Origin of the sequence: Paraburkholderia translucens (genome assembly GCF_020881035.1) — a bacterium.
In the GTDB taxonomy this organism is placed as follows: Bacteria; Pseudomonadota; Gammaproteobacteria; order Burkholderiales; family Burkholderiaceae; genus Paraburkholderia; species Paraburkholderia translucens.
In genome coordinates this window covers 433808-457060 of sequence record NZ_JAJITC010000006.1, presented here as the reverse complement: position 1 = coordinate 457060, position 23253 = coordinate 433808, and the positions used below count along the sequence as shown (strand labels likewise).

Here is a 23253-nt window from a genome sequence, read left to right as displayed (position 1 = left end):
GCACCCGACATTTCAGGTGCGTCAGGAAGACCCGACATGAAGAAGCCCCTGTAAGTCATTGACTAACAGGGGCTATTTTGCAGAATCAAAACACGCTTATCAACAGATTAAGCGATGGGCTTGTCGATCGACGCGGCTTTTTCTTTGCCAAATCAGCGGACTTGCGGCTCTACATTGCCTTCCTGAACGGCGCCCCCGAGTGCTCGCGCAACTCGTTGAACACGATCTTCGGCCACGCCTTCTGCGCGACTTCGATCTCCGAGACGTGCGAGGCCAGGTAGGTGGGCGCATCGGCCGCATCGAGCGCGATCCGCGCCGAGTATGAATCGGTAAAGCGGCGCAGTTCGGCCGCATCGTCGCAGGTTACCCAGCGCGACAGCCGGTAGCGCGCCGGCGCCATGCGAACATCGACTTTGTATTCGGTCGACAGGCGGTGCGACACCACTTCGAACTGGAGCTGCCCGACCGCGCCGAGAATCATCAGACCACCCGCTTCGGGACGGAACACCTGGATCGCGCCTTCCTCGCCCAGCTGCTTGAGCGCCTCGCCGAGCTGCTTCGCGCGCATCGGATCGACCACTTCGACGGTCTGGAAAATTTCCGGTGCGAAGAACGGCAGGCCGACGAACTGCAGCTGCTCGCCCTCGGTCAGCGTATCGCCGAGGCTTAGCGTGCCGTGATTCGGAATACCGATGATGTCGCCGGGATACGCCTCGCTCACCGTCTCGCGGCGCTGCGAGAGGAACGTCACCACGTTGTTCGCGCGGAACGTCTTGTTCGAACGTGTGACCTTCACCGCCATGCCGCGCTCGAAACGTCCCGAGCACACGCGGATGAACGCGACGCGGTCGCGGTGCGCGAGGTCCATGTTCGCCTGCACCTTGAACACGACGCCGGTGAACTTCGGCTCTTCCGGCTGCACCGGACGCTGCACGGTCATGCGCATCGACGGCGGCGGCGCGAGGTCGACCAGCGCGTCGAGAATTTCCTTCACGCCGAAGTTGTTGATCGCCGAGCCGAACAGCACCGGCGACTGCTGGCCGGCGAGGAACTGCTCGCGGTCGAACTCGGGCGTCGCGCCGCTGATCAGGTCGATCTCTTCCTTCGCACGCACCCACGCGTGACCGAAACGGCGCTCGCCTTCCTCATTGCTCAGTGCCTGCAGCGTTTCGACCGCGCCACCGGCCGTATCCTGGCCGGCGCGGAATACGCGCACCTGATCGCGCTGGACGTCGTAGACGCCCTGAAAATCCTTGCCCATGCCGATCGGCCAGGTGAACGGCACGGCCGACACGCCGAGGTGTTGCTCGATTTCGTCGAGCAGTTCGAGCGGCTCGCGCACTTCGCGGTCGAGCTTGTTGATGAACGTGACGATCGGCGTCTTGCGGCTGCGGCAGACTTCGAGCAGCTTCAGCGTTTGCGCTTCGACACCGTTCGCGCCGTCGATCACCATCACGGCGGCGTCGACCGCGGTCAGCACGCGATAGGTGTCCTCGGAGAAGTCCTCGTGGCCCGGCGTGTCGAGCAGATTGATCACGCAATCGCCGTACTCGAACTGCATCACGGAGCTTGCGACCGAAATGCCGCGCTGCTTTTCGATCTCCATCCAGTCGGACGTCGCGTAGCGGTTGCTCTTGCGGCCCTTCACGGTACCGGCGATCTGGATCGCGCCCGAGAACAGCAGCAGTTTTTCGGTGAGGGTGGTTTTACCCGCGTCCGGGTGGGAAATGACCGCGAATGTGCGGCGGCGTTTGAGTTCGGAGACTGACATCGGGTCTGGCGGTCACGGAAAGGGGTTCGGGCGGTTTCCGGCGGCCCTGGGCGGCCGGTATGCCGCGCGTGGCGCGGCGGCGTCGGGCGGCGGAAGTCGGGCGCGGGCCCGGATCGGCCGGTGTTGGCGTCGCCTCCGGATACGGGTGGCGAACAGGTCGCGACCCAGCGTTCGGCAAGGCGGGAATCGCTGGCACAAAGCGGCGCAAGGTGCGAATGATACACGTCTGGCGAGGCGGCCGGGGGAAAGGGGGGCGCGGCGCATCCTCGCAGTGAAAGGTGAGCGTTTTCGGGACTTGCGGCGGCGAATCCCGATTCGCGTCCAAAGGTGAGGATCGCGAAACGCATACGCGCACCAGCAAAGGCAGGCAAACCGCAAACGCGATGCTCGGGAGAACGGCGGTAAAGCGTCGAACCCGCGACCAACACGATCGGGCTCGACGCCTGGAAACGCCCGCCAGCAAGGGCTGGCGGGCGTTCTTGGAGTAAACGGAGCAGCGGTGCGCCGCGATCGCGATTCCTACGCACTGTGGTGCGTCATGCGACAAAGCCTGGCTCACCGAAGCATCCCGCGAGGTTCGAATGCCCCGGTGAATCACGGCCGACCGGCTCACGCGTCACGCAAAGGTGAGCGTTTTCGGGACCTGTGCAACGGTGCGGAGCGAATCAATTGGCACATCACTTCAGAGAAGCCGGCCCCATGACCGCGCACTTCGAGGCTCAACTTTCGATCAGAAACCGCTCGCGATTCTTCCCGACGAGCCAACCCGGCGAACGCCCGCGGCCGCTCCATGTTTCGCCGGTCTTAGGATTGCGGTACTTGGCAACCGACGCCGATGCCGACTTGCGGCGCGGCTTTGGCAAGGCGCTCGCCAATCCGAGCTCTTCGGCGGTCAGATCGTATTCGGCGATCTTCTGCTTGATTTCGGCGATAGCTTGCGCGACTTCTTTCTCCCGTGCCGCTGCGACTTCTTTGTGGAGTTTTTCGAGTTGCGCAGTCAACTGTTTGTAAGAGGCCATGCCGGTGTACCCCCATCGGTTGGACGAACCGCGATGAACTGTGAGTAGTCGTTGGCGGACACTATCAGACGAATAACTCTCAGGATAGTGAATCGCGCGGCCAGTTGCATGCGCGGCGGATGCGCTCAATCATCGAGCGCATCGTAGACGCGGCGTTCGAAGTCGGCGGCCATCGGGAAGGGGTCGATCGAGCGGCGCTGGATCAGCATCAGGCCGATCATGTTCTCGACCGGATCGGCGAACCAGCTCGTGCCGTACGCGCCGGGCCAGCCGAACGAACCGAGCGAGCGATAGCCGAGCGGCAATTGCTGGGCCGGATCGTCGACGATCGACAGGCCGAGGCCAAAACCCTGCCCCGCCCAGATCTCCTGACCGAAAGCGGGCAGGCGGCGCTGCTCGGGGCTCAGGAAATTGCTGCGCATCAGATCGACCGAGCGGTGCGACAGCAATCGCGTGTCGCCGACGCGCCCACGTCCGAGCAGCAGTCGCGCGAATTGCAGATAGTCCTCGGCGGTCGAGACCAACCCGCCGCCGCCGCTCTGGAAGCGCCGCGGATTCGCCCAGCGGCTCGCCGCCGCATGATCCTCGACCACGCGACGCCGCGTGCCCGGATCGATGTTGTACGCGGTAGCGAGGCGCGCAAGCTGTGCGTCGGGCACCCAGAACGCGGTGTCTCGCATGCCGAGCGGCTCGAAAATGCGGGTGCGGAAAAACTCGCCGAGGGGCATGCCGCTTACGCGTTCGATCAGCACGCCCAGTACGTCGGTCGCGACGCTGTAGTGCCAGCGCGAGCCGGGCTGGAACATGAGCGGCAGTGCAGCGATACGCGCGAGCCACGCGCTGTTGTGGCCGCTCGCTTCGAAGCCGTTGAACGCGGCGGCGTAGGCTTCGGCAAGCGGACCGGTCGCCGTGAAGTGATACGCGAAGCCCGCACGATGCGTGAGCAGGTCGAGCACCGTGATTGGCGCGCGGATCGGATCGGTCTGGTCGAGCGGGCCGCTCGGATCACGCAGTACGCGCGGCGCCGCCAGCTCGGGCAGCCACCGCGCAATGGGCGCATCGAGCGCGAGGCGGTCTTCCTCGATCAGCATCATGATTGCGGCGCTCGTCACCGGTTTCGTCATCGACGCGATGCGAAATAGCGTGTCGCGCTCCATTGGCAATTGCGCGGCTTCGTCGCGTAGGCCCAGCGGTTCGAAGTAGCCGATTTCCCCGCGCCGCCACACGAGCGACACCACCCCTGCCACTTCGCCCCGCTCCACGTAGCCCTGCATCGCATTGGTCAACGTCGCTAGCCGGGTCGCGTCAAATCCTGCAATCTGCATATTCGTCCCGAGGTGGTGAAAGAAAACGTGCGTGCGCCATTTATCGCTGCTTCGGATTGGCGGACACAGTGACGACTCTCAGGCTTTTTGCCGTTTTTCCAATGCGCAAAGCGCGGCATCGAGGCGTTTGACGCGCTTTGCCTGGGCGGGTACGAGAACCGCGCCGGAAACGTGCTCGAGCCGATTGCGCCAGTAAGACAACGGGATACGGTCTTCTGCGGAAATATGCGAAATTATCTGTTCCAGATGCTCGATGTCTTTTTCGAGTTGCTGATGATTCATTGCTTACCCCGAATTATATTGGATTAATGTTAAAGCAAGTAAATCGAAAGCAGCGAGCCGCGATGGTCAGCGCGGCGGAAGGTAATGCCCGCCGGTAGTGGAAAAACCTTCCTGAGCTTTTGCCTGTAAGGGCAAAAACCGGAAAATTCTGCTCGCCGAGGCCAAATGGTCAACGGTTTGAAAAGAGTACTGCCGTCAGACTTCGAGTTCCGTTAGCTGCCGCACCGACTTTGCTGGACATCCAAAGGCTCAGATCAATTCGCTGTCGGCGCGCAAAGAATAATCGCTTTGCGGCCCTTCGGCATTGTAAAAATGCTGCCTGCTGGCTTGTTTAACCCAATAGGGATGCTAATCGCTTATTGAGCGCATATTACGCGCATAGATTTATGACAGCCATATGCCAAACGGAACGACACGGGCGTGCTAATCGAGCGGATTGGAAGCTGAGGGTAACGGGGGAAAGAAAATCAAACGCCGGCGCGGCATGATGTGCCTACTTCGCCACCGCGCGACAGGCGTAGATCAAGCTCAACGTGCCACCCGCGCTCGACTGGCGGACAATATCGAAGGCGCCGTTACAACTCGCGGCCGCCTGCTGCGAGCACGAGTCGGAACCCACCGGGCATTGCACGAGCGTGGTCGTGCGGCCGTCCGGCAGGAACAGCGGCGCGCTGCTGCTGCAACCGCCGAGCGCAACGATCGCGCCGATGGCCAGTGTGAGGCTCGAACGGCGCGCGAAGAAGGAAAGCCTGCGTTTCATGGAAACCCCGGTCACGTCTTGTTTTTCGATCCTGCGATTGTGCCACGCTGCCCTCGCGCTGCGTCAGTTGGCGCGGCGCGGCCAGACAGACGCGACGCCCCGAACGTCTGACCGGCAAACCGCAGTTTGATCTGATAGATCCGCATTAGTCCCACCTCGACAGCCGGTTGCCGAAGCACGAGGATGGAGTCGTCAGCGCCCAACCGTTGCAAGGGCAGGCTGACCCGAGTAACAACGGCGTTTAGCGGCCCGTCCCTGTCCGGACGGGCTATTTTTTGGCCCGCTCGAATGGTGCCGAAGGTGAGGGAATTCGGGAACGGAGCGGCGGTGCGTTGAGCCGCCCGGCACACGGGCTCCGCTCACCGCTCGATAACTCGCCCCAGCGTCACCGCCATGACAAAACCCGAAGCCGTCCCGCACTGCCGCGGGGCATGAAAAATGCGACCGTCGCCACAACGAGTCGCGTTAAACTGATTGGACGCCACGCGAGCGCAAATGCGTGAGCGGCGGCATACTCGACTAAAACCCGGGCGAGACGGAGACAGACGCAGCAAAGCACGACAGCGCGGCAGACGGCACGCCGTCCGCCCCGTACAATGGTTCCATCACCAACGCGACAAGGACAACTTCGATGCGCATCACCGGGTCCTCCGGGTCAATGGCCCTGCTCACCGAATACGACGACGCAACAGCGCGCGAACTTCGCTCGCTGCGCCTCGAATCGACCGAAGACGGCAAAGGCATCCTGCTGATCGAGGTCGATGAGCGCAAGCCGGGCATACATCGCGAGGTGCGCTACGAAATCACGCCCGCGGAGCTGATTGCCGCGATCCGCGCGCATGGCGCCGAGTTGCCGGGCGAGCAGCACAATCATCGTCAGTGAAGCAGGCGCGCAGCGTGGGAGCGTGCGCGTGACTCGTCAGCCTATCCCGCCTGTCGCGCCGCACTTCGAAGCGTGCGCGCGGGATTATTCGCATTGGACCCGTCCGCCCGCACCGGCGTCTTTCCGTTTATTCGGCTCGGGCTGTCAATCCACGCTTTCCTACGGGTTTTAGCTAGCGCTTTTTCGCCATTCGCCCACAGCGCTTGCGCTCGTTTCAGCACGTTGTCACAAGCGGTTGCCACGCTTGTATCTCGGGGCATGCCGCACACGTGCCGGCCCGCTCGCAGCGAGATAACGGGCCGATTTCCGGGCCGTTTGCACGTCTGAAAAATACGTCCATAATCGCTGCATTACTCTTTGCATTTCTTGTCGCACTGCGCCCGCAAGGGCCGCAGATGTAAACCGATGCTACATGATCTTGTCGCGCAATACGGACCGGCGCTCGTCTTCGTCAACGTGCTCGCCGCCGCGCTCGGGCTGCCGGTGCCGGCGATGCCGGCGCTCGTGCTGTTCGGCGCGATGGCTGCGATGCACCCCGGCTCGGTCGGCACGCAACTGCTGCCGGTTCTGGTGCTGTCGATCTTCGCCACGCTGATCGGCGACAGCGCGTGGTATCTCGCTGGCCGAGTCTACGGCGGCAATACGCTGAAGACGATCTGCCGGCTGTCGCTGTCGCGCGACACCTGCGTGAAAAAGACCGAGCGTTTCTTCGGCCGCTGGGGCGTGCGTGTGCTCGCGGTCGCGAAGTTCGTGCCGGGGCTGTCGATCGTGTCGATTCCGATGGCCGGCGCAATGCACACACGCTACCGGACCTTTCTCACCTACGACGGCGTCGGCGCCGCGCTGTGGTCCGGCACCGGGCTCATCATCGGCGCGTTGTTCGCGCGGCAGATCGACATGTTGTTCGCAATCGCCGGTCGGCTCGGGCGCACGGCGGCGCTCGTCGTCGTCGCGTTGCTGGGGCTGTACGCGGTGTACCGGTGGATCCGGCGCCGTCAGTTGATCGCGAAGCTCGCGACGGCGCGCATGGAGGTCGACGAACTCGCGAAGCTGTTCGCGGCCGGCCGCGCACCCGTCGTGTTCGACATCCGGTCGCAGGAGAAACGCAAGCTCGATCCGTTCGTGATTCCAGGCGCACAATTCGCCGACGAGCGGCAACTCGACGGCATCGTCGCCAGCTATCCGCACGATCAGCAGCTGGTGATCTACTGCTCCTGCCCGAACGAAATTTCCGCGGCATGGATGGCCAAGCAGCTCAGCGAAGCCGGTTTCTCGGACGTGCTGCCACTGCGCGGCGGCATGGAGGCCTGGCGTGACTCCGGCAAGCCGGTCGACGCGCTGCCCGAGATGCCGCCGCCGGTAGTCGCGGTCGACGACATCGCGCCCAAAGCCGTTTAGCCGGAACAAGCGGCGGCAGGGTCCGCCCCGGCGTGCGAGCACGCGCCGTCTCGCCTCCCGTTCAATCGTGCAATGAACATCGAAGGAGCGGTTCAATGCTTTCGACTCAGGACGTTTCGACTCAAGAGGTGGAAGGACAGCAGGGAGTCGTCGCCGACGCGCCGTATTCGTCGCTGTCGACGCGCATGCACCAGATGTTTCCCGTGCTCAGCAGCGCGGAGATCGACCGGATGCGCCGCTTCGGCGAGATCGGTCACTGGCAGTCCGGCGAGCTGCTGTTCGAAACCGGGCACACCGGCCCCGGCATGTTCGTGCTGCTCGAAGGTCGCGTGCAGGTTTATCAGCGCGACGGCGTCGGCCGCGAGGTCGTGATCAGCGAGCGCGGCGCCGGGCATTTCCTGGCCGAGGTCGGGCAACTGTCGGGCAGGCCCGCGCTCGTCAACGGCCGCGCGCTCGACGCGGTCGAAGCGCTGCTGATTCGGCCCGATCGCCTGCGCGCGCTGCTGGTCGCCGAAGCCGAACTCGGCGAGCGCATCATGCGCGCGCTGATTCTGCGGCGCGTGTCGCTGATCGAAAAGGGCGCGGGCGGTCCCATCCTGATCGGCAACAGCAGCGACGCGCGGCTCGTGATGCTGCAAGGTTTCCTGTCGCGCAACGGCCATCCGCATTCGGTGCTCGACGAACGCGACGAAGACGCGCTGCGTCTGATCGAGCAGTTCGCCGCGCAGCGCGAGGACCTGCCGCTCGTGATCTGTCCGGACGGCTCCGTGCTGCGTCATCCGAGCATGCCGGAACTTGCCACTCGCTTAGGTCTGCTGCCCGATCTCGACGACTCGCAGGTGTACGACGTCGCGATCGTCGGCGCGGGGCCAGCGGGACTGGCCGCCGCGGTGTATGCGGCTTCCGAAGGACTTTCCGTGATCGTGCTCGATAGCCGCGCGCCTGGCGGTCAGGCGGGCGCAAGCTCGCGCATCGAAAACTACCTTGGCTTTCCGACCGGCATCTCGGGCCAGGCGCTCGCCGGCCGCGCATTCGTGCAGGCACAGAAGTTCGGCGCGCACGTCGCGATTCCGGTGAACGTGAAGGCGCTGCAGTGCGGACAGTCGCCTTATCGGCTCGAGCTGAAATGCGGCGGTCACATCAGCGCACAGGCGATCGTGATCGCGAGCGGCGCGGTGTACCGGCGACCCACGCTCGAGGGGCTCGACCGCTTCGATGGACGCGGCGTCTACTACTGGGCGTCGCCGGTCGAGGCGAAGCTGTGCAAGCGCCGGGAGGTCGTGCTGGTGGGTGGCGGCAATTCCGCGGGCCAGGCGATCGTCTATCTGGCGACGCACGCGGCCAAGGTTCACGTGCTGATCCGCCGCAGCGGTTTCGAGGCGACGATGTCGCGCTATCTGATCGACCGCATTTGCTCGCTGCCGAACGTGTTCGTGCATCCGAACTCGGAAGTCGGCCGGCTCGATGGCGATGAGGATGGCCTCGTGTCGGTCGCATTGAAGAGGCCGCTGCCCGACGGCGTCGATCACTTCGACACGCGGCATCTGTTTCTCTTCACCGGCGCGGACCCGAACACCGAATGGCTGCGCACCTGCGGCGTGCAACTCGACGCAAAGGGTTTCGTGCTGACCGGCATTGCCGCGGACGGCTCAGCCACGGCGTGCGATCTCGGCACGACCGTCGAGGGCGTCTATGCGATCGGCGATGCGCGCGCCGGCTCGACGAAGCGCGTGGCCGCGGCGGTCGGCGAAGGCGCTGCCGTGGTCGCGCAGATCCACCAGTTGCTCGCGCAGACGAGCGGGGAAGCGGTGGCATTGGGCGCGTGACATTCAACGCGACGCCGCACGCATGAAACAATGCGCACCGTGCGTCACACGGTACGTTATTTCAAAGGCGACATGATGGCCCCGCCGACGCGGGGCCGCTTCTCAGCGGTCCAACTTCGCGCGCAACTCGCGCGCGGCCTCCAGCAGTCCTTCGTAACCCGAGCGTGCGTGTGCCGGCAAATCGGGATCGCCGACCAGCGCGCCGAGCGTTTCGATCAGACTGTACACAATGCCTTTCGCCGCGCCCGACGCAATGCCGCCCGACGACACCTGCTGATCGACGTGACTGAGCGCCGCGTCGAGGTGCTCGATCTGGGGACGATCGTCAGAGGGCGGCTTGGGAGAAACGTCTTGCGTCATGATCGAACATCGCTCCTTTGAGTGCATCGGTAAGGCTGTTATATACCGATCGTGCGCCGACGTCTATTCGTGTTCGGCGCGAGGGCGATCTGCATCAAGGTGTCCAGCGGTACATCAGGATCTTGGCGCGCGCGTCGTCTTCGACCAGCACCACGTACTCGCCGTTATCACGCCGCATCGCGCTGATGCCGAGATACACGTCGACCCACCCGCTCGTCCCGCCGACGCTCGCACCCGGTGTCATATAACCGACCGCCGTGCCGTTGCGCGCGTCGTAGACGTCGACCCGATCGGTGTACAGTTCGGCGACGAAGACATAGTCGCCCGCCACCGCGACGCCGACCGTGGTGGTCTGCGGATCGCTCTGCGTGTTCCATGGCAGCGAGATCGCGTAGACCTGTGTCGGCTTGCCGGTGCTCCAGTTCTCGTAGCGGGCAAGCACCGGGCCCGCTTCCTTCCAGTGCGTCGAGTCCCACGGCACTCCGCTCGTGAACCCGGACAGATACATCGTGTCGGTCGATGCGATGTAGACGAGCCGCGCGAGCCGCGTGAATGGCGCGGGCATCGCGAACATCTTCGAGCTCGCGTACGTGTAGGTCGGATTGCCGGCAGAGTCGAGACCTTGCAGCGGCATCTCGCGCACACCGCTCAATGGCGTGGCGAGCCACACGTTGCCGGATTCGTCGACCCACCAGAAGCCGTCGCCCACCGTGCTGCCGGTCGACGGATTGCTGCTGATCTCGCTTGCGTCGACGGCGCCATTGCCATTGCTGTCGCGCCACATCCATTCGCCGTAGGTCGGTTGCGCGGCTGGCCATGCGCCCGGCAGCGGATTCTGCGCGAGCAGCCCCGACGGAATCGCGATCTCGCCATGCGCGGCATCGAAGCGATAGACGTTCAGATAGTGCGCGCCTGAATCGAGCGTATAGAGAAAACGCCGACCGTCGAATCTGCGGACCATCGGTTCGCCGCGCACGCCGCGCGGCTCGTGAAACGCGGGGTCGTCGGGATAATCGAAGCGATCGAGCGTGAACGCCGCATACGACCATTCGTGGCCGACCGGCTGGCCGTAGTTGAGCGTGAAGCGCTTCGAGCCCGTGTAGACGGAGGCGGGCGTGGCCGGATCGAACGTGCCACTATCGACGAAGCTCAGGCCGTAGAGCCGCCAGTTGAGCACGCGCGTGCCGTACACGTAGCTCTCCAGCACCGCGCCTTGCCCGACCGACGCCGAGCCCGGTGCGCGCGGCCCCTCGCCGTTTTGCGCGACGTACAGATTCCCAGCCGGGTCGACGCCGATGCCGGTTATGCCGTTGAAGCGCACATCGCCGGGCACGCCGCGCACCGGGTGGAAGATGCCGTTGCGCGTACCGATCGACGCGCCGGCCTGCATCTGCCCATCCGCGCCTTTGTTGAACACGAGAATCTGCTGTGAAACGCCGTTGTCGGCGACCAGCAGTTGGCCTGTTGGCGTGATCGTGAGGTCGGTCGGCACCGTGCCGGCTGGCAGCGGCAATGGACCGGCGAGCGCGGTGCCATCGGCGCGGAAGTGCAGAATGCTCAGGCTGCCTGTCCCGAAGCCGCCGATGACCCACAGCGTCGAATCGGTGTCGATCGCGATGCGCGCGGGCGACACGACGCTCCACGAGCGCAGCGGTTGCATGGTCTGCGCGTCGTACACGACGATCCGGTTGCCGTAGGTGTCGGCCACGTAGAGCTCGCTGTCGGTCGCGGCGAGGCCGCGAATGCTCGCGTCGATGCCGGTCGTCACCGTTTCGACCGCAAGGAAGCTGTTCTTCGTCGCGTTCGCGCTATTGCCGATGCCGCCGGAAAACGGTGCGCCGGTCGCGAGCTTCGCGAGCGTGCGGCGCGTGATGCCATACCAGGTCTGATTGGCCGGCGGATAGTCGGCGCCGACCAGCGCATTGCTCTGGTTGCCGATCGACATCGCTCCATACAGGTAGGTGTGATTGACCGCGACCGCGTCGCCGCCCGCCGCGCCCCAGCCGTGCGTCGAACCGGCGATCGCGAGTTTATCGCCCGCGCGATAGGCGGCGATTTCGCTACCGCTTTCGTCCCACGGCGAATTCGTATAAATAGTGCCATCGGCGCCAACGCTAATGGCCTGAATGTCCTGCTGCATCCATTTACCGTCGCCAAATCCGAAACTATTACCGATCCATGACGTAGAGTAATTCAAATTGGATTGCGCGGAGACATTCTGGGAGATCAAGCCATGGATTAACACCACGGCAACGCCAAGGCGGGAAAATAGCTTCACGGCGGTTATTCCTTGCCAGGCGCGAATTGGCGGCTTTGTGGGCGACAATGCGCGCGCATCAAATTGGGTGGCTTATCCTCTCATATAAAAATAGAAAATTTATTGACAAAAAATCCGTATCCAATACTGATCAAACCGGATAATTCCGTTTGCATCGAATTACGTTTCCAATGAAATCCATCCGTTACAGAGCCGGTCAATACCGGCTCCCGTAAAGACTCACCAACTAGAAATCCGGTCGCTTTTTCTGCTCCTGTAAATCCTCACCTTGAGCGATATGCGAATCATGTGTGCGCCGTCCGGCGACGCTCGAGAATTCGCCGCGTCAGATCGAACGCCACCAGATTGCCGGCCACGACGAGCAGCAGACCGACTACCGCGAGCGCGGACCAGCGATAACCCTCGAACAGCGTCGACGCCGCGAGCGCGACGATCGGGAACAGCACTGTGCAATACGCGGCGCGCTCCGGGCCCATGCGACCGACCAGCATCAGGTAGGCGGTGAAGGCGACCACCGAACCAAACACCGCGAGATACGCGAGCGCGCCGAGATAGCGCACTGACGGCTCCAGCGCGAACGAATAGCCAGCGAGCAGACTACCGACCGTCAGGACGGCCGCGCCGATCAGCATCGCCCAACTGTTGGTCGCGAACGGATGCAGGCCCATCGACTGCATGCGGCTCGACAGCAGGTTGCCCGCCGAGAAGCACATCGTGCCGAGAAACGCGATACCAAGCCCGAGCCACGCCGTGTGATCGCCGAGATGACCGGCCATCTGCTGCACGAACAGAAAGACGATGCCGAGGAGCCCGAGCAACGCGCCCGCAATCGCGCTCGGCTGCAGCGGCCGGCCCATGAACAGCCGTCCGTTGATCGAGTTCAACAGCGGCGCGGTCGAGAACACCACCGCGACGAGCCCGCTCGGCACGAGCTGTTCGGCGTAGTAAAAGCACAGGAAATTCAGGCAGAACAGCGCGAGGCCCTGCGCGGCGAGGTAGCGCCAGGCGTCGCGCGGCGGCCAGATCGGCCGGCGCGTGATACCGAGCAGCGCGAACAGCAGCAGCGCGGCGATCCAGAAACGCCACGCAATCGACACCGGCGGCGGCACTGTGCCAAGTTGCCATTTGATCGCGATCCACGTGGTGCCCCAGATCAGCACGGTGACGGCGTAAAGCACGAGATTCATGGTCGGGCCTCGGACTGCAATGACGGACTGCAATAACGGGCTGCAATGACACGCAGCATTGACGATGCCCACTATGCGACCGCGCCGCCGCCCGCGATTGTCCAAAGTTGCGCACTTTTTCACGCCGCCGAGCGGCCAGAAGAGACGGGCCGTATACTGGCCGCTCAGCCCTTCGTCATCCAACGGAAACGCCCCGCTCGCCGCTGTGAACGCCCGCTCGTCCGTCCCCGTGATATCCGCCGCCGACACGCCTTTTGGTCTGCAGTCGGTCTGTCATACGCTAGCCAGTTCGAACGCGCATCTGGACCGCTTCGCGTGGCTCGGCGATGGACTCGCGATCGCGCTCTGGACGCGCGACACGAAGGAAGACGAGACCGTCTACGAGCGGCCCGGCCATCACACGCTATCGTGCTACCTGGATGGCGGCTATCGCACCGAGCGCCAGAAAATGCCGGGCCACTACGGCGCGCCGTCGCGGCTGTGCGCGCTGCCCGGCGATCACGAATCGCGCTGGTGGGTGCGCGGCCACATGCACTTCATGCACCTGTATTTTCGGCCCGAGCATTTCACGCGACGCGCGGTGCAGGAACTCGACCGCGAACCACGCGAATTGACGCTCGCCGATCGTACGTATTTCGAAGACCCGCGCATTGCGAGCCTGTGTCAGTCGCTCGTCAACGAGGAGTGGCAAAGTCCCGACGGTCTGCTGCGCACCAACGAGACCGCGCACGAGGTGCTGAGCCTGCTATTGCGCGGGCAAGGCGTGCGGCGCGCGAACGTGGCGCTGAAGGGCGGGCTCTCGGCCGCGACGCGGCGGCGCCTGCGCGACTATATCGACAGCCGTCTCGCGCAGCCGTTGACGCTCGGTGAGTTATCCGGTGTCGCGGCTCTCTCGGAATTTCATCTGGCGCGGATGTTTCGCGAGTCGTTCGGCTTGCCGCCCGCCGCGTGGATCGCGCGGCAGCGGCTCGATCGCGCGCGCACGCTGCTGCGCACGACGACGCTGCCGCTCGCACAGATTGCCGCCCAATGCGGCTATGCGAATGCGAGCCACTTTAGTCACCGGTTCCGCGAGGCTGTTGGGGTGACGCCGAGCGGGTATCGGCAAGCAATCGGCGTTTGAGCTTGCGTTTCAGTCAGCACCGCGTCATGGCAGCGCCATCGCCAGCACGCGCGCGACGTGGATCGCGTCGACGCCCGCGCCGTCGTGAATCTGATGCCGGCAGCTAGTGCCGTCGGCAACCATTACAGCAGCGGCGTCGAGCTTGCGCACCGCGGGCAGCAGCGACAGCTCCGCCATCGCCTGTGATGTCGCGTAGTGCTCCGCTTCGTAACCGAAGCTGCCGGCCATGCCGCAGCACGACGATTCGACCGTCGATACCTTCAATTCGGGAATCCAGTTCAGCACGGTCTGCACCGGTGTGAATGCGTCGAACGCCTTCTGATGGCAGTGGCCGTGCACGAGCGCCTGCTGCATCGGCAGCGGTTTCAATTCGAGCTGTAGACGTCCGGCCTCTTCTTCGCGCACGAGGAATTCCTCGAACAGAAACGCGTGCTCGGCGAGTCGCCGCGCTTCGTCGCCAAAGCCGTATTGCAGGAATTCGTCACGTAACGTCAGCAGGCACGATGGTTCGAGCCCCACCACTGGCACGCCGCGTTCGACGAACGGCCTGAACAGATCGAGACTGCGCCGTGCTTCCAGCTTCGCTTCATCGACGAGACCTGCGGCGAGAAACGTGCGGCCGCAACACACGGGACGCTCGCCCTGGCGTGCGCTGAAATGGACCGTGTAGCCTGCCGCTTCGAGCACCTGCTGCGCGGCACGCGCGTTGTCGGGCTCGAGATGGTTGTTGAAGGTGTCGACGAAGAGCACGACCTCTTTCGGAGCGGGGACTTGCGTCGCGTTGCGTGCGGACTGCGCGGACATCGCATCGGCCAGAAACGCCCTCCTGAAGCGCGGCAAGCTCCGCTCAGTCGCAAACCCGATCGAACGCTTGAACCACGTCGACAGCACCGGCACGCTGTCCGCGAGCGCCAGCAGTCCCGGCATGCGGCTCGCCGCGCCCGCATAGCGCGGCATGAACGCGACCAGCCGGTCGCGCAACCGCACGCCATGCGTTTTTGCACGCGCCGCGCGTGCCTCGATCTTGAACTTCGCCATATCGACGCCGGTCGGGCAATCGCGCTTGCAGCCCTTGCACGACACGCACAGGTCAAGCGTTTCCTTCACATCATCGCTCGCCAGGCCGCCTTCGCCGAGCTGCCCGGAAATCGCGAGCCGCAACGTGTTCGCCCGCCCGCGCGTCAGGTGCTGCTCGTCCTTCGTCACGCGATAACTCGGGCACATCGTGCCCGCGTCGAACTTGCGACAGTGGCCGTTGTTGTTGCACATCTCGACCGCTTTCGCGAGGCCGCCGCTCAGATCGCCGCCGCTGCCCGGCGCACTTTCTTCTCCGGTCAGCGGATTACGCTCGACGTTCCATGCCGACCAGTCGAGTACCGTATCGATGCACTGTTCGCGATAGCCCGGCGCGAAGCGGAAATTGCGCGCGTCGTCCATCTTCGGCGGACGGACGATCTTGTCGGGGTTGAAGCGGTTCTCCGGATCGAACAACGCCTTGATCTCGCTGAACGCCTCATTGAGCCGCGGCCCGTACTGCCACGCGACCCATTCGCCACGGCACAGTCCATCGCCATGCTCGCCGGAATATGCGCCCTTGCACTCGCGCACGAGCGCAGCCGCTTCCTCGGCGATCGCGCGCATCTTCGTTGCGCCGTCGCGGCGCATATCGAGAATCGGCCGCACGTGCAGCGTGCCGACGCTCGCGTGCGCGTACCACGTGCCTTCGGTGCCATGTCGGTGAAACACGTCGGTCAGGCGGCTCGTGTAGTCGGCCAGATGTTCGAGCGGCACCGCGCAGTCTTCGATAAAGGACACCGGCTTGCCGTCGCCCTTCATGCTCATCATGATGTTGAGCCCGGCCTTGCGCACTTCCCACAGCGCTTTCTGCGCATTGGCGTCTGGCATCTCGACGACTGCATCGGGCAAGCCCAGCTCGCCCATCAACTCGGTGAGCTGCTTCAGCGAGGCGAGCTGCGCGTCGCGATCCTCGCCCGCGAACTCGACGAGCAGAATCGCCTGCGGCTCGCCGACCAGCGCCTTCCCGATCACCGGACGAAACGCGGCATTGCTCAACGCGAGATCGATCATCGTGCGATCGACCAGTTCGACCGCCACCGGCTTCAGCTTGACGATGTGCTGCGTAAGCGCCATCGACTGCCGGAAGGTCGGAAAGTTGACCACGCCCAGCGCCTTGTGCGCGGGCAGCGGCGCGAGCTTCAGCGTGATCTGCCGGCTGAACGCCAGCGTGCCTTCCGAGCCGACCAGCAGATGCGCGAGGTTCGCGCTGCCGTCGTCGGTGTAGGCGCGGGGATTCTGGCAGTCGAACAGATCGATGTTGTAGCCCGCGACGCGACGCAGCACCTTCGGCACGCGTGCGACGATTTCATCACGCTCGCGCTGCGCGATCCGCGTGACACCCGCGACGATCTGCTGCAAACGCTCGCCTTGCGGCGGCTCGCGCAGCGACGCGAATCGCGCCCCGCTACCGTCGGCGAGAATCGCGTCGATCGCCTCGACGTTGTGCACCATGTTGCCGTATTCGATCGAGCGAGAGCCGCAAGAGTTGTTGCCCGCCATGCCGCCGATCGTGCATTGCGCGGCCGTCGATACATCGACCGGAAACCAGAGGCCATGCGGCTTCAGCCATGCGTTCAGATGATCGAGCACGACGCCGGGCTCGACCGTCACGGTGCGCGCGCCGGCATCGAATGCGACGATGTTGTTGAGCCACTTGCTCGTGTCGACGACGAGCGCTTCGCCGACCGTCTGCCCGCACTGGCTCGTGCCGGCGCCGCGCGCGAGCAGCGGCACTTTTTCGCTGCGCGCGATCTCGAGCACGATGCGCAAATCGTCCTGATCGCGCGGCACCACGACGCCGACCGGCATGATCTGATAGATCGACGCATCGGTCGCGTAGCGGCCACGGCTGGCGAGATCGAACAGCACGTCGCCGCGCAGCGATTTGCGCAGGTGCTGCGCGAGCGGACTCATCGCACGCGCGGCGGAGGGGACCAGATGGATCGGCTTGACGAGCAAGCCGGCAGTGGGATCCGTCATTGATCGGCAGGAAGCTGGCTCGGTGAAGTCGTCATGTTTCACACGCCCATTCTCGTGGAAACCTCCGGCTTCTCCGCAGCGCCGGGTTCGAAGCGGCTTTCCGGCTGCATGCGAAACGCGAGCACGACGCCAACGCCCATCAGCAACATGCTGCCGAGGAACGGCAGATCCCAGTTGCCGAAGAAGTCGATCAGAAAGCCGCCCATCACCGGCGAGATGATCGCGGCGAGCGCCGAGCCCGTGTTCATCATGCCGCTCGCGGTGCCGGAAAATTCCGGCGCGATGTCCATAGGGATCGCCCACATCGGGCCGATCGTCATCTCGGCGAAGAAAAAGCCCGACGCGAGACAAACGATCGACAGCGTCAGATCGTGCGTGAACATCAACGGAATCAACGACAGCAGGCAGAACAGCATGCACACCGACACCATCCAGCTGCGTGCGCGTTTGAGGCTGCCGGTGCGCTTGAAGATCGCATCGGTGACGATGCCGCCGAGCGTATCGCCGATCACACCGGCAAAGAACACGACCGATGCGAAGATCGCCGACTTCTGCAATTGCAGATGATGGTTGTGCAGGAAGTACAGCGGAATCCAGCTCAGGAACAGCCAAAGCGTCCAGCCGTAGCAGAAGTAGACGATCGTGACCGGCGTCATGCGGCGAAACAGCCTGCCCCACGGCAGGCCGGCGGTTTTCGGCTTCGGCGTGGGCAGCACGGCGAGTTCCTCCGGCGTGATGCGCGGATGATCTTTAGGGTGCTCGGTGAACGTGAGCGCCCAAACGACGACCCACAGCAGACTTAGCGCGCCGCAGATAAAGAACGATTCACGCCAGCCCCAGGTGGTCATGACGAGCACGATGAGCGCCGGCGCGACCGCATTGCCGATTCGCGACGCCGCGTGCGTGATGCCCTGCGCGAAGCCGCGCTTTTCTTTGGCGACCCAGCGCGACATCGCCGAGGTTGCCGCCGGGAACGTCGCGCCTTCGCCGAAACCGAGCACGAGCCGCGCCGCGAGCAAGGAAGCGAGGCCGCCCGCGAGACCGGTGAACACCGTCGCGAGACCCCAGATCGCGCCGCAGATCAGCAATGTGCGTCTCGCGCCGAAGCGATCGCTGACCCAGCCGCCAATCACCTGAAACAGCAGATAGGGATAAGCGAAGGCCGAGAACACGAGGCCGACCTGCGTATGCGTGAGATTGAATTCCTTGCCGAAACCCGCGGCCGCGGTGCTGACGTTCACGCGATCGAGGTACGTGATGAAGTACATGATGCAAAGCATCACAAGAACGATACTGGTCGCACTGGTCAAACGAAACCGCTTCATGGTCTCTCCGTGGCATGTGTCGACGGCGTGCCTGAAGTGGCGCGCTGCGTCGTCGCCCGTCGGCGGCGGGGGCCGCTGTGGACGCATTGCATGTTGCTCCGGCCGCGTTCTGTGCGCGGCTCGGCGAGAAAAGCGCTCTTTGGTGTTGCGTATTGTTCTTTGTTGCTAACGTTATGCCTGCCCGGCCTTCAAGCCACCGCCTTCAACCCTCGCGTATTCGGCGCCTGGCTCAGCCACTCCATCGCGGCCGGCATGCCGCTTTCCCTGACCGGCACGCCAGCAAGCCGCAGACCCATTTCGCAGCCGGCCAGGGTGGCGAGCAGCGTCAAGTCATTGCAATCGCCGAGATGGCCGATGCGGAACATGCGGCCTTTCATCTTGCCAAGACCAGTGCCGAGCGACATGTCGAAGCGCTCGTAGATCAGCTTGCGCACCGCGTCGGCATCGACCCCCTCGGGCATCATCACGCCAGTGAGGACCGGGCTATAGACGGCGGGATCGGCGCACTGGATGTCGAGCCCCCACGCGCGCACCGCGCGGCGCGTCGCTTCGGCGAGGCGCTCGTGACGCGCGAACACGTTATCGAGCCCTTCACCGAGAATCATTTCGATCGCTTCGTGCAATCCGTACAGGAGGTTGGTGTTCGGCGTGTACGGCCAGTAGCCGGCCTTGTTCATCTCGACGATTTCCGGCCAGTCCCAGAAGCTGCGCGGGAGCTTCGCGTGCTGGTTCGCGGCCATCGCCTTCGGCGAGATCGCGTTGAAGCTGATGCCCGGCGGCAGCATCAGGCCTTTTTGCGAACCCGAAACGGTGACGTCGACACCCCATTCGTCGTGGCGATAGTCCGCGCACGCGAGACCGGAGATCGTATCGACGAGCAGCAGTGCCGGATGGCCCGCCGCGTCGATCGCGCGGCGCACGGCGGCGATGTCGGACGTGACGCCGGTCGAGGTTTCGTTGTGCACGACGCAGACTGCCTTGAGCGCATGCTGCGCGTCGGCGCGCAGACGCTCTTCGATCATCTGCGGCTGCACGCCGCGCCGCCAGCCTTCGATGCCCGGCAGCCCGAGGAATTCGGGCCTCAGCCCGAGCTTCTCGGCCATTTTTTTCCACAGCGTCGCGAAGTGGCCGGTCTCGAACATCAGCACCTGATCGCCCGGACTCAGCGTATTCGACAGCGCCGCTTCCCACGCGCCCGTGCCGGACGCCGGATAGATCACGACTGGGTGCTGTGTCTTGAAGATTTTCTTGATGCCCTCGAGGACCTCGAGGCCCAGTTCACCAAACTCGGGGCCGCGATGGTCGATGGTCGGATAGCTCATCGCGCGGAGGATGCGATCGGGCACCGGGCTCGGCCCCGGAATCTGCAGGAAGTGACGGCCAGCGGGATGAAAATCTAGCTTCAGCATCAGACTCCTCCAATTGAATTTTGCATGCAAAAAACTATATCAGAGGAGCGGGGACGCTCCAAAGCCGAAATTGGGCTGGTGATGCCCGTGTTTACCCACTTATGCGCGGTGATTAACTATTCGGTAGCCTTCCGATAAAATTCCCACGTCGTGTGAAGCTGAGGTTTTTGTATGCAAAATTCGGATTTCGATGCGGGTGTGGCCGCTGCCCCGCTGATGCCCAAGGTCGAGCGCCAGCGCCTGCACGATACGGTGGTGGAGCACATCCGCCGCTTTATCGTCGAGGGGGTGCTGAAGCCCGGCAAGAAACTGAACGAGCGCGAGTTGTGCGAAACGCTCGGCATCTCGCGCACCCCGCTACGCGAAGCGCTGAAGGTGCTGGCTGCCGAAGGGCTGATCGAGATTTCGCCGAATCGGGGCGCGTCGGTATCGAAGATGTCCGAAGCGGAAGTGCGCGAAACGTTCGAATTGATGAGCGGCCTCGAAGCGTTTTCAGGCGAACTCGCGGCTGAGCGCATCACCGTGGCCGAACTCGCCGAGATCAAGGCACTGCATTACGCGATGCTAGCGTGCCGCGCGCAGAACGATCTGCCGGGCTATTACAGCCGCAACCAGGCGATCCACGACAAGATCAATGAAGCAGCGAGAAATTCGGCGCTGCGGCAGGTGTATGTGTCGGTCAACCGTCGGCTGCAGGCGCTGCGCTTTCGCTCGAACTATCAGACGCCGAAGTGGGACCGCGCGATTCACGACCACGACGAAATGCTGAAGGCGCTGGAGGCTCGCGACGGGAAGAAGCTCGGCGCGATTCTGCGGCAACATCTTCTCGATAAGCGGGATGCGGTTTTGCAGGTGCAGCCACACTTGTCCACCTAAAATGTTGGCAAGCCTGTGGACAACCTTCGCACAGCGAGCTTAAGTGCTTGAAGCGCGAGAATTTTCTGCGCGCGGCGCAGGCGTAGGCAGTGAACGTCGCTATGGAGTCCGTGATAGTGGCTAGCTTGCTTCGCAAGGACGCCGTATCACCCGCACCGGCTTCAAATGGCAGTTGTCCACATAAATTGGGAACAAGCTTGTGGACAACCTGCGCACAGGCCTGCCAAGTGATTGATGCAGCGGGCCTATCGTTCGCGGATGCGGTCGCGGGCAGCGGCACGCGTGGCATTCCATATGTAAACAGATCCTGGTAACGACATGACCTCCTCTCTTCCGATTCGCGCGATCGTCACCGGCCATACGCGCGGCCTGGGTGCGGCGCTCGCGGAACAACTGCTCGCACGCAACGTCGCGGTGCTGGGTTTGGCGCGCTCGCGGCACGCCGCGCTGAAGGCGCGTTTTGCCGCGCAGCTTGAAGAGATCGAGTTGCCGCTGGCCGAACCTGCCCGCGTCGCGCAATGGATCGCCACCGACGCATTGCGCAACTTCGTGCGCGGCGCACAGACGGTGCTGCTGATCAACAACGCGGGCATGGTGCAACCGATAGGTCCCATCGAAGGACAGAACCCGTCGAACGTCGCGGACGCCGTGAGCCTGAACGTCGCGACGCCGCTGATGCTCGCGAGCGCGTTCGCCACCGCGGGTGTCGATGCGACCGACCGGCGCATCGTGCACATTTCGAGCGGCGCGGCGCGCAATGCGTATCCGGGCTGGAGCATCTACTGCGCGACGAAGGCGGCGCTCGACCATCACGCGCGCGCCGTCGCGCTCGACGCGAATCGCGCTTTGCGCATCTGCAGCCTCGCGCCGGGCGTGATCGACACGGCCATGCAGGCGCAAATTCGCGGTAGCAGCGAAGCGCAATTCCCGATGCGCGCGCGCTTCGAAGAACTGAAGCTCCACGGCAAGCTGTGGACGCCCGAACAAAGCGCGGCGAAGCTGATCGACTACGCGCTCAGCGATGCGTTCGGGCTAACGCCGGTCGCGGACATTCGCGAGATCGCGAAACCGGATTGATCGCGCTGTTGCTTCCAGGTGTCTACGCTCCCGAAAAGCCTCACCTTTGGCACGGAGCAGCGGCGGATCGGCGTCTGGTACCGTCGCCAATGCTCCTGAAAAGCCTCACCTTTGCGGTGAAATGAGGGGGTAAATGCCCACTTCCGGGAGTGCGCTGCCGGTCTCGCTCACCGCTCCCGAAAACCCTCACCTTTGACCGGACGCACCCCGTTCGCTTCGCCAACGCAAGCCGCGCATGCGGCAGATCGCCTGGACATTCAACGACTTACGTCACACAGCACGCGCACGGCGAGCGCGATTGATGCGGTAGTTCCCGACTGCACGAGATGCCGTTTGAGCATCAATAACGCATGCAGCCGACCGGTTCAGCATCCACGACTCCCGAATATCCTCACCTATTCGCGAACAGGCAGGGATGCGCAATCCCGCGCGCGTCTTGCCACTGGCCTTATTCGGTTTCTTGCGTGGCCAGTTAGTTGCAAAAGAACCGGCCGCGCGCGGCTCCCGAAAATTCTCACCTTTCAACTTTGGCGCGCGCTGCGCTCGTTGGCCGGACACGCTCTTCAGTCCATGCACCGCGTCGACGCTCTTCATCACTTCGACGATCGCCGTTCTGATCGGACAGCGCTCGTCTCCGAACTCGCCCGACTGGCCAATCGAAGCGTCTCCCGAATTCCCTCACCTTCAGTTTTGAAGTGCGCGTACAGGTGCGCATATTCTCACCTCGGCGCCTCCCGAATCCTCTCACCTATGGGGTATCGACCCATTCGCCGCAGAATATAATCGGAGCCGACGATCGATTACTCGTCGCGAGGCGGCATCGCGTTGCGTCGCCTCTTCCCTGCTGGCATCAAACAGCTCGAACGTCAGTTCCTGACACACCGGCAAAGGAGGAAGAATGAAAACAAACGGCGCGAGCAGAATCATTCGCGCGTTCGTCGCGGTGGCCATCGCGAGTTACGCGACCTATGCGAACGCGCAGACCGGCGGCATGCCGAATGACGCGTCGATGCAAAGCCAGCCGGCGCCCGCGGCTTCGAATCGAAACACCAACCGGTCCGACAGCGCGATCGTCCGCGACGTCCGCCGCGCTTTCACGCGCACGACGAGCCTCAATTCCGCGAACATTCACGTCACGTCCCGCCACGGCATCGTGACGCTGACCGGCACGGTACCGCGGCAATCGCAAATCGCGCGAGCCGGCAATGCCGCAAAATCGGTTCGCGGCGTGCGAAGCGTGCAGAACCGGCTGACGGTGCGACGGCGCGCCGGTGAGTAAGCCTCGCGGGCGGCATCG

The 23253-nt window shown here is 63.8% G+C and carries 18 protein-coding genes; 7 read left to right on the top strand and 11 right to left on the bottom strand.

Annotation, left to right across the window (positions count from 1 at the left end; translation table 11 throughout):
• Nucleotides 1–169: 169 nt before the first annotated feature.
• From LJ655_RS14390 to LJ655_RS14370, 5 genes are all read right to left on the bottom strand, one after another.
• A complete protein-coding gene (locus tag LJ655_RS14390; RefSeq protein ID WP_230561901.1) occupies nucleotides 170–1771 on the bottom strand; it encodes a peptide chain release factor 3 in 1602 nt (533 codons plus the stop codon).
• Between the two features lie 719 nt (nucleotides 1772–2490).
• On the bottom strand, nucleotides 2491–2790 hold the full coding sequence (locus tag LJ655_RS14385; protein WP_230561922.1) for an H-NS histone family protein: 300 nt from the start codon (nucleotides 2788–2790) through the stop codon (nucleotides 2491–2493).
• A gap of 125 nt (nucleotides 2791–2915) precedes the next feature.
• Nucleotides 2916–4115 carry a serine hydrolase domain-containing protein gene (locus tag LJ655_RS14380; RefSeq protein ID WP_230561900.1) on the bottom strand — a complete coding sequence of 400 codons (1200 nt, stop codon included), beginning with the start codon at nucleotides 4113–4115 and terminating at the stop codon, nucleotides 2916–2918.
• Between the two features lie 78 nt (nucleotides 4116–4193).
• Entirely contained in the window at nucleotides 4194–4397 is a 204-nt protein-coding gene (locus LJ655_RS14375) for a hypothetical protein (RefSeq protein WP_230561899.1), read from the bottom strand.
• A 493-nt stretch (nucleotides 4398–4890) separates the two neighbouring features.
• A complete protein-coding gene (locus LJ655_RS14370; RefSeq protein WP_230561898.1) occupies nucleotides 4891–5157 on the bottom strand; it encodes a hypothetical protein in 267 nt (88 codons plus the stop codon).
• A 631-nt stretch (nucleotides 5158–5788) separates the two neighbouring features.
• Here LJ655_RS14370 and LJ655_RS14365 point away from each other — a divergent pair.
• From LJ655_RS14365 to LJ655_RS14355, 3 genes are all read left to right on the top strand, one after another.
• On the top strand, nucleotides 5789–6040 hold the full coding sequence (locus LJ655_RS14365) for a hypothetical protein (RefSeq protein WP_008921056.1): 252 nt from the start codon (nucleotides 5789–5791) through the stop codon (nucleotides 6038–6040).
• A gap of 405 nt (nucleotides 6041–6445) precedes the next feature.
• Entirely contained in the window at nucleotides 6446–7438 is a 993-nt protein-coding gene (locus LJ655_RS14360; RefSeq protein WP_230561897.1) for a DedA family protein/thiosulfate sulfurtransferase GlpE, read from the top strand.
• A gap of 95 nt (nucleotides 7439–7533) precedes the next feature.
• On the top strand, nucleotides 7534–9264 hold the full coding sequence (locus tag LJ655_RS14355) for an FAD-dependent oxidoreductase (RefSeq protein WP_230561896.1): 1731 nt from the start codon (nucleotides 7534–7536) through the stop codon (nucleotides 9262–9264).
• Between the two features lie 102 nt (nucleotides 9265–9366).
• On the opposite strand, the gene LJ655_RS14350 is transcribed toward LJ655_RS14355, so the two are convergent.
• The 3 genes from LJ655_RS14350 to LJ655_RS14340 form a co-directional block, all read right to left on the bottom strand.
• Nucleotides 9367–9624: a hypothetical protein gene (locus LJ655_RS14350; RefSeq protein WP_230561895.1), complete on the bottom strand. Its 258-nt coding sequence runs from the start codon at nucleotides 9622–9624 to the stop codon at nucleotides 9367–9369.
• Between the two features lie 94 nt (nucleotides 9625–9718).
• Nucleotides 9719–11764: an NHL repeat-containing protein gene (locus LJ655_RS14345; RefSeq protein WP_268991465.1), complete on the bottom strand. Its 2046-nt coding sequence runs from the start codon at nucleotides 11762–11764 to the stop codon at nucleotides 9719–9721.
• 422 nt (nucleotides 11765–12186) lie between these two features.
• A complete protein-coding gene (locus LJ655_RS14340) occupies nucleotides 12187–13089 on the bottom strand; it encodes a DMT family transporter (protein ID WP_230561893.1) in 903 nt (300 codons plus the stop codon).
• Between the two features lie 229 nt (nucleotides 13090–13318).
• On the opposite strand from LJ655_RS14340, the gene LJ655_RS14335 reads away from it, so the two are divergent.
• On the top strand, nucleotides 13319–14212 hold the full coding sequence (locus tag LJ655_RS14335) for a helix-turn-helix domain-containing protein (protein WP_230561892.1): 894 nt from the start codon (nucleotides 13319–13321) through the stop codon (nucleotides 14210–14212).
• Nucleotides 14213–14236: 24 nt separating this feature from the next.
• Here the strand turns inward: LJ655_RS14335 and LJ655_RS14330 are convergent, their stop codons facing one another.
• The 3 genes from LJ655_RS14330 to LJ655_RS14320 form a co-directional block, all read right to left on the bottom strand.
• Nucleotides 14237–17269: an FAD-binding and (Fe-S)-binding domain-containing protein gene (locus LJ655_RS14330; protein ID WP_230561891.1), complete on the bottom strand. Its 3033-nt coding sequence runs from the start codon at nucleotides 17267–17269 to the stop codon at nucleotides 14237–14239.
• A gap of 38 nt (nucleotides 17270–17307) precedes the next feature.
• Nucleotides 17308–18594, bottom strand: a complete 1287-nt coding sequence (locus LJ655_RS14325) for an MFS transporter (RefSeq protein ID WP_230561890.1) — start codon at nucleotides 18592–18594, stop codon at nucleotides 17308–17310.
• A gap of 188 nt (nucleotides 18595–18782) precedes the next feature.
• Nucleotides 18783–20003: a pyridoxal-phosphate-dependent aminotransferase family protein gene (locus LJ655_RS14320; RefSeq protein ID WP_230561889.1), complete on the bottom strand. Its 1221-nt coding sequence runs from the start codon at nucleotides 20001–20003 to the stop codon at nucleotides 18783–18785.
• A gap of 171 nt (nucleotides 20004–20174) precedes the next feature.
• Between LJ655_RS14320 and LJ655_RS14315 the strand changes: the two genes are divergently transcribed.
• From LJ655_RS14315 to LJ655_RS14305, 3 genes are all read left to right on the top strand, one after another.
• On the top strand, nucleotides 20175–20879 hold the full coding sequence (locus LJ655_RS14315) for a GntR family transcriptional regulator (protein ID WP_230561888.1): 705 nt from the start codon (nucleotides 20175–20177) through the stop codon (nucleotides 20877–20879).
• A gap of 318 nt (nucleotides 20880–21197) precedes the next feature.
• Nucleotides 21198–21956, top strand: a complete 759-nt coding sequence (locus LJ655_RS14310; RefSeq protein ID WP_230561887.1) for an SDR family oxidoreductase — start codon at nucleotides 21198–21200, stop codon at nucleotides 21954–21956.
• Nucleotides 21957–22854: 898 nt separating this feature from the next.
• Nucleotides 22855–23235 (top strand): BON domain-containing protein, encoded by a 381-nt coding sequence (locus tag LJ655_RS14305; protein ID WP_230561886.1) that lies wholly within the window; start codon nucleotides 22855–22857, stop codon nucleotides 23233–23235.
• The last annotated feature ends 18 nt before the right edge of the window (nucleotides 23236–23253 follow it).

Bases quoted from the DNA above. Each gene is read 5' to 3' on its own strand.
- LJ655_RS14380 (WP_230561900.1), bottom strand. From the start codon at position 4,115: ATGCAGATTGCAGGATTTGACGCGACCCGGCTAGCGACGTTGACCAAT.
- LJ655_RS14340 (WP_230561893.1), bottom strand. From the start codon at position 13,089: ATGAATCTCGTGCTTTACGCCGTCACCGTGCTGATCTGGGGCACCACG.
- LJ655_RS14305 (WP_230561886.1), top strand. From the start codon at position 22,855: ATGAAAACAAACGGCGCGAGCAGAATCATTCGCGCGTTCGTCGCGGTG.
- LJ655_RS14350 (WP_230561895.1), bottom strand. From the start codon at position 9,624: ATGACGCAAGACGTTTCTCCCAAGCCGCCCTCTGACGATCGTCCCCAG.
- LJ655_RS14310 (WP_230561887.1), top strand. From the start codon at position 21,198: ATGACCTCCTCTCTTCCGATTCGCGCGATCGTCACCGGCCATACGCGC.
- LJ655_RS14325 (WP_230561890.1), bottom strand. From the start codon at position 18,594: ATGAAGCGGTTTCGTTTGACCAGTGCGACCAGTATCGTTCTTGTGATG.
- LJ655_RS14330 (WP_230561891.1), bottom strand. From the start codon at position 17,269: ATGACGGATCCCACTGCCGGCTTGCTCGTCAAGCCGATCCATCTGGTC.
- LJ655_RS14385 (WP_230561922.1), bottom strand. From the start codon at position 2,790: ATGGCCTCTTACAAACAGTTGACTGCGCAACTCGAAAAACTCCACAAA.
- LJ655_RS14345 (WP_268991465.1), bottom strand. From the start codon at position 11,764: ATGCAGCAGGACATTCAGGCCATTAGCGTTGGCGCCGATGGCACTATT.
- LJ655_RS14390 (WP_230561901.1), bottom strand. From the start codon at position 1,771: ATGTCAGTCTCCGAACTCAAACGCCGCCGCACATTCGCGGTCATTTCC.
- LJ655_RS14365 (WP_008921056.1), top strand. From the start codon at position 5,789: ATGCGCATCACCGGGTCCTCCGGGTCAATGGCCCTGCTCACCGAATAC.
- LJ655_RS14360 (WP_230561897.1), top strand. From the start codon at position 6,446: ATGCTACATGATCTTGTCGCGCAATACGGACCGGCGCTCGTCTTCGTC.
- LJ655_RS14320 (WP_230561889.1), bottom strand. From the start codon at position 20,003: ATGCTGAAGCTAGATTTTCATCCCGCTGGCCGTCACTTCCTGCAGATT.
- LJ655_RS14315 (WP_230561888.1), top strand. From the start codon at position 20,175: ATGCAAAATTCGGATTTCGATGCGGGTGTGGCCGCTGCCCCGCTGATG.
- LJ655_RS14370 (WP_230561898.1), bottom strand. From the start codon at position 5,157: ATGAAACGCAGGCTTTCCTTCTTCGCGCGCCGTTCGAGCCTCACACTG.
- LJ655_RS14355 (WP_230561896.1), top strand. From the start codon at position 7,534: ATGCTTTCGACTCAGGACGTTTCGACTCAAGAGGTGGAAGGACAGCAG.
- LJ655_RS14375 (WP_230561899.1), bottom strand. From the start codon at position 4,397: ATGAATCATCAGCAACTCGAAAAAGACATCGAGCATCTGGAACAGATA.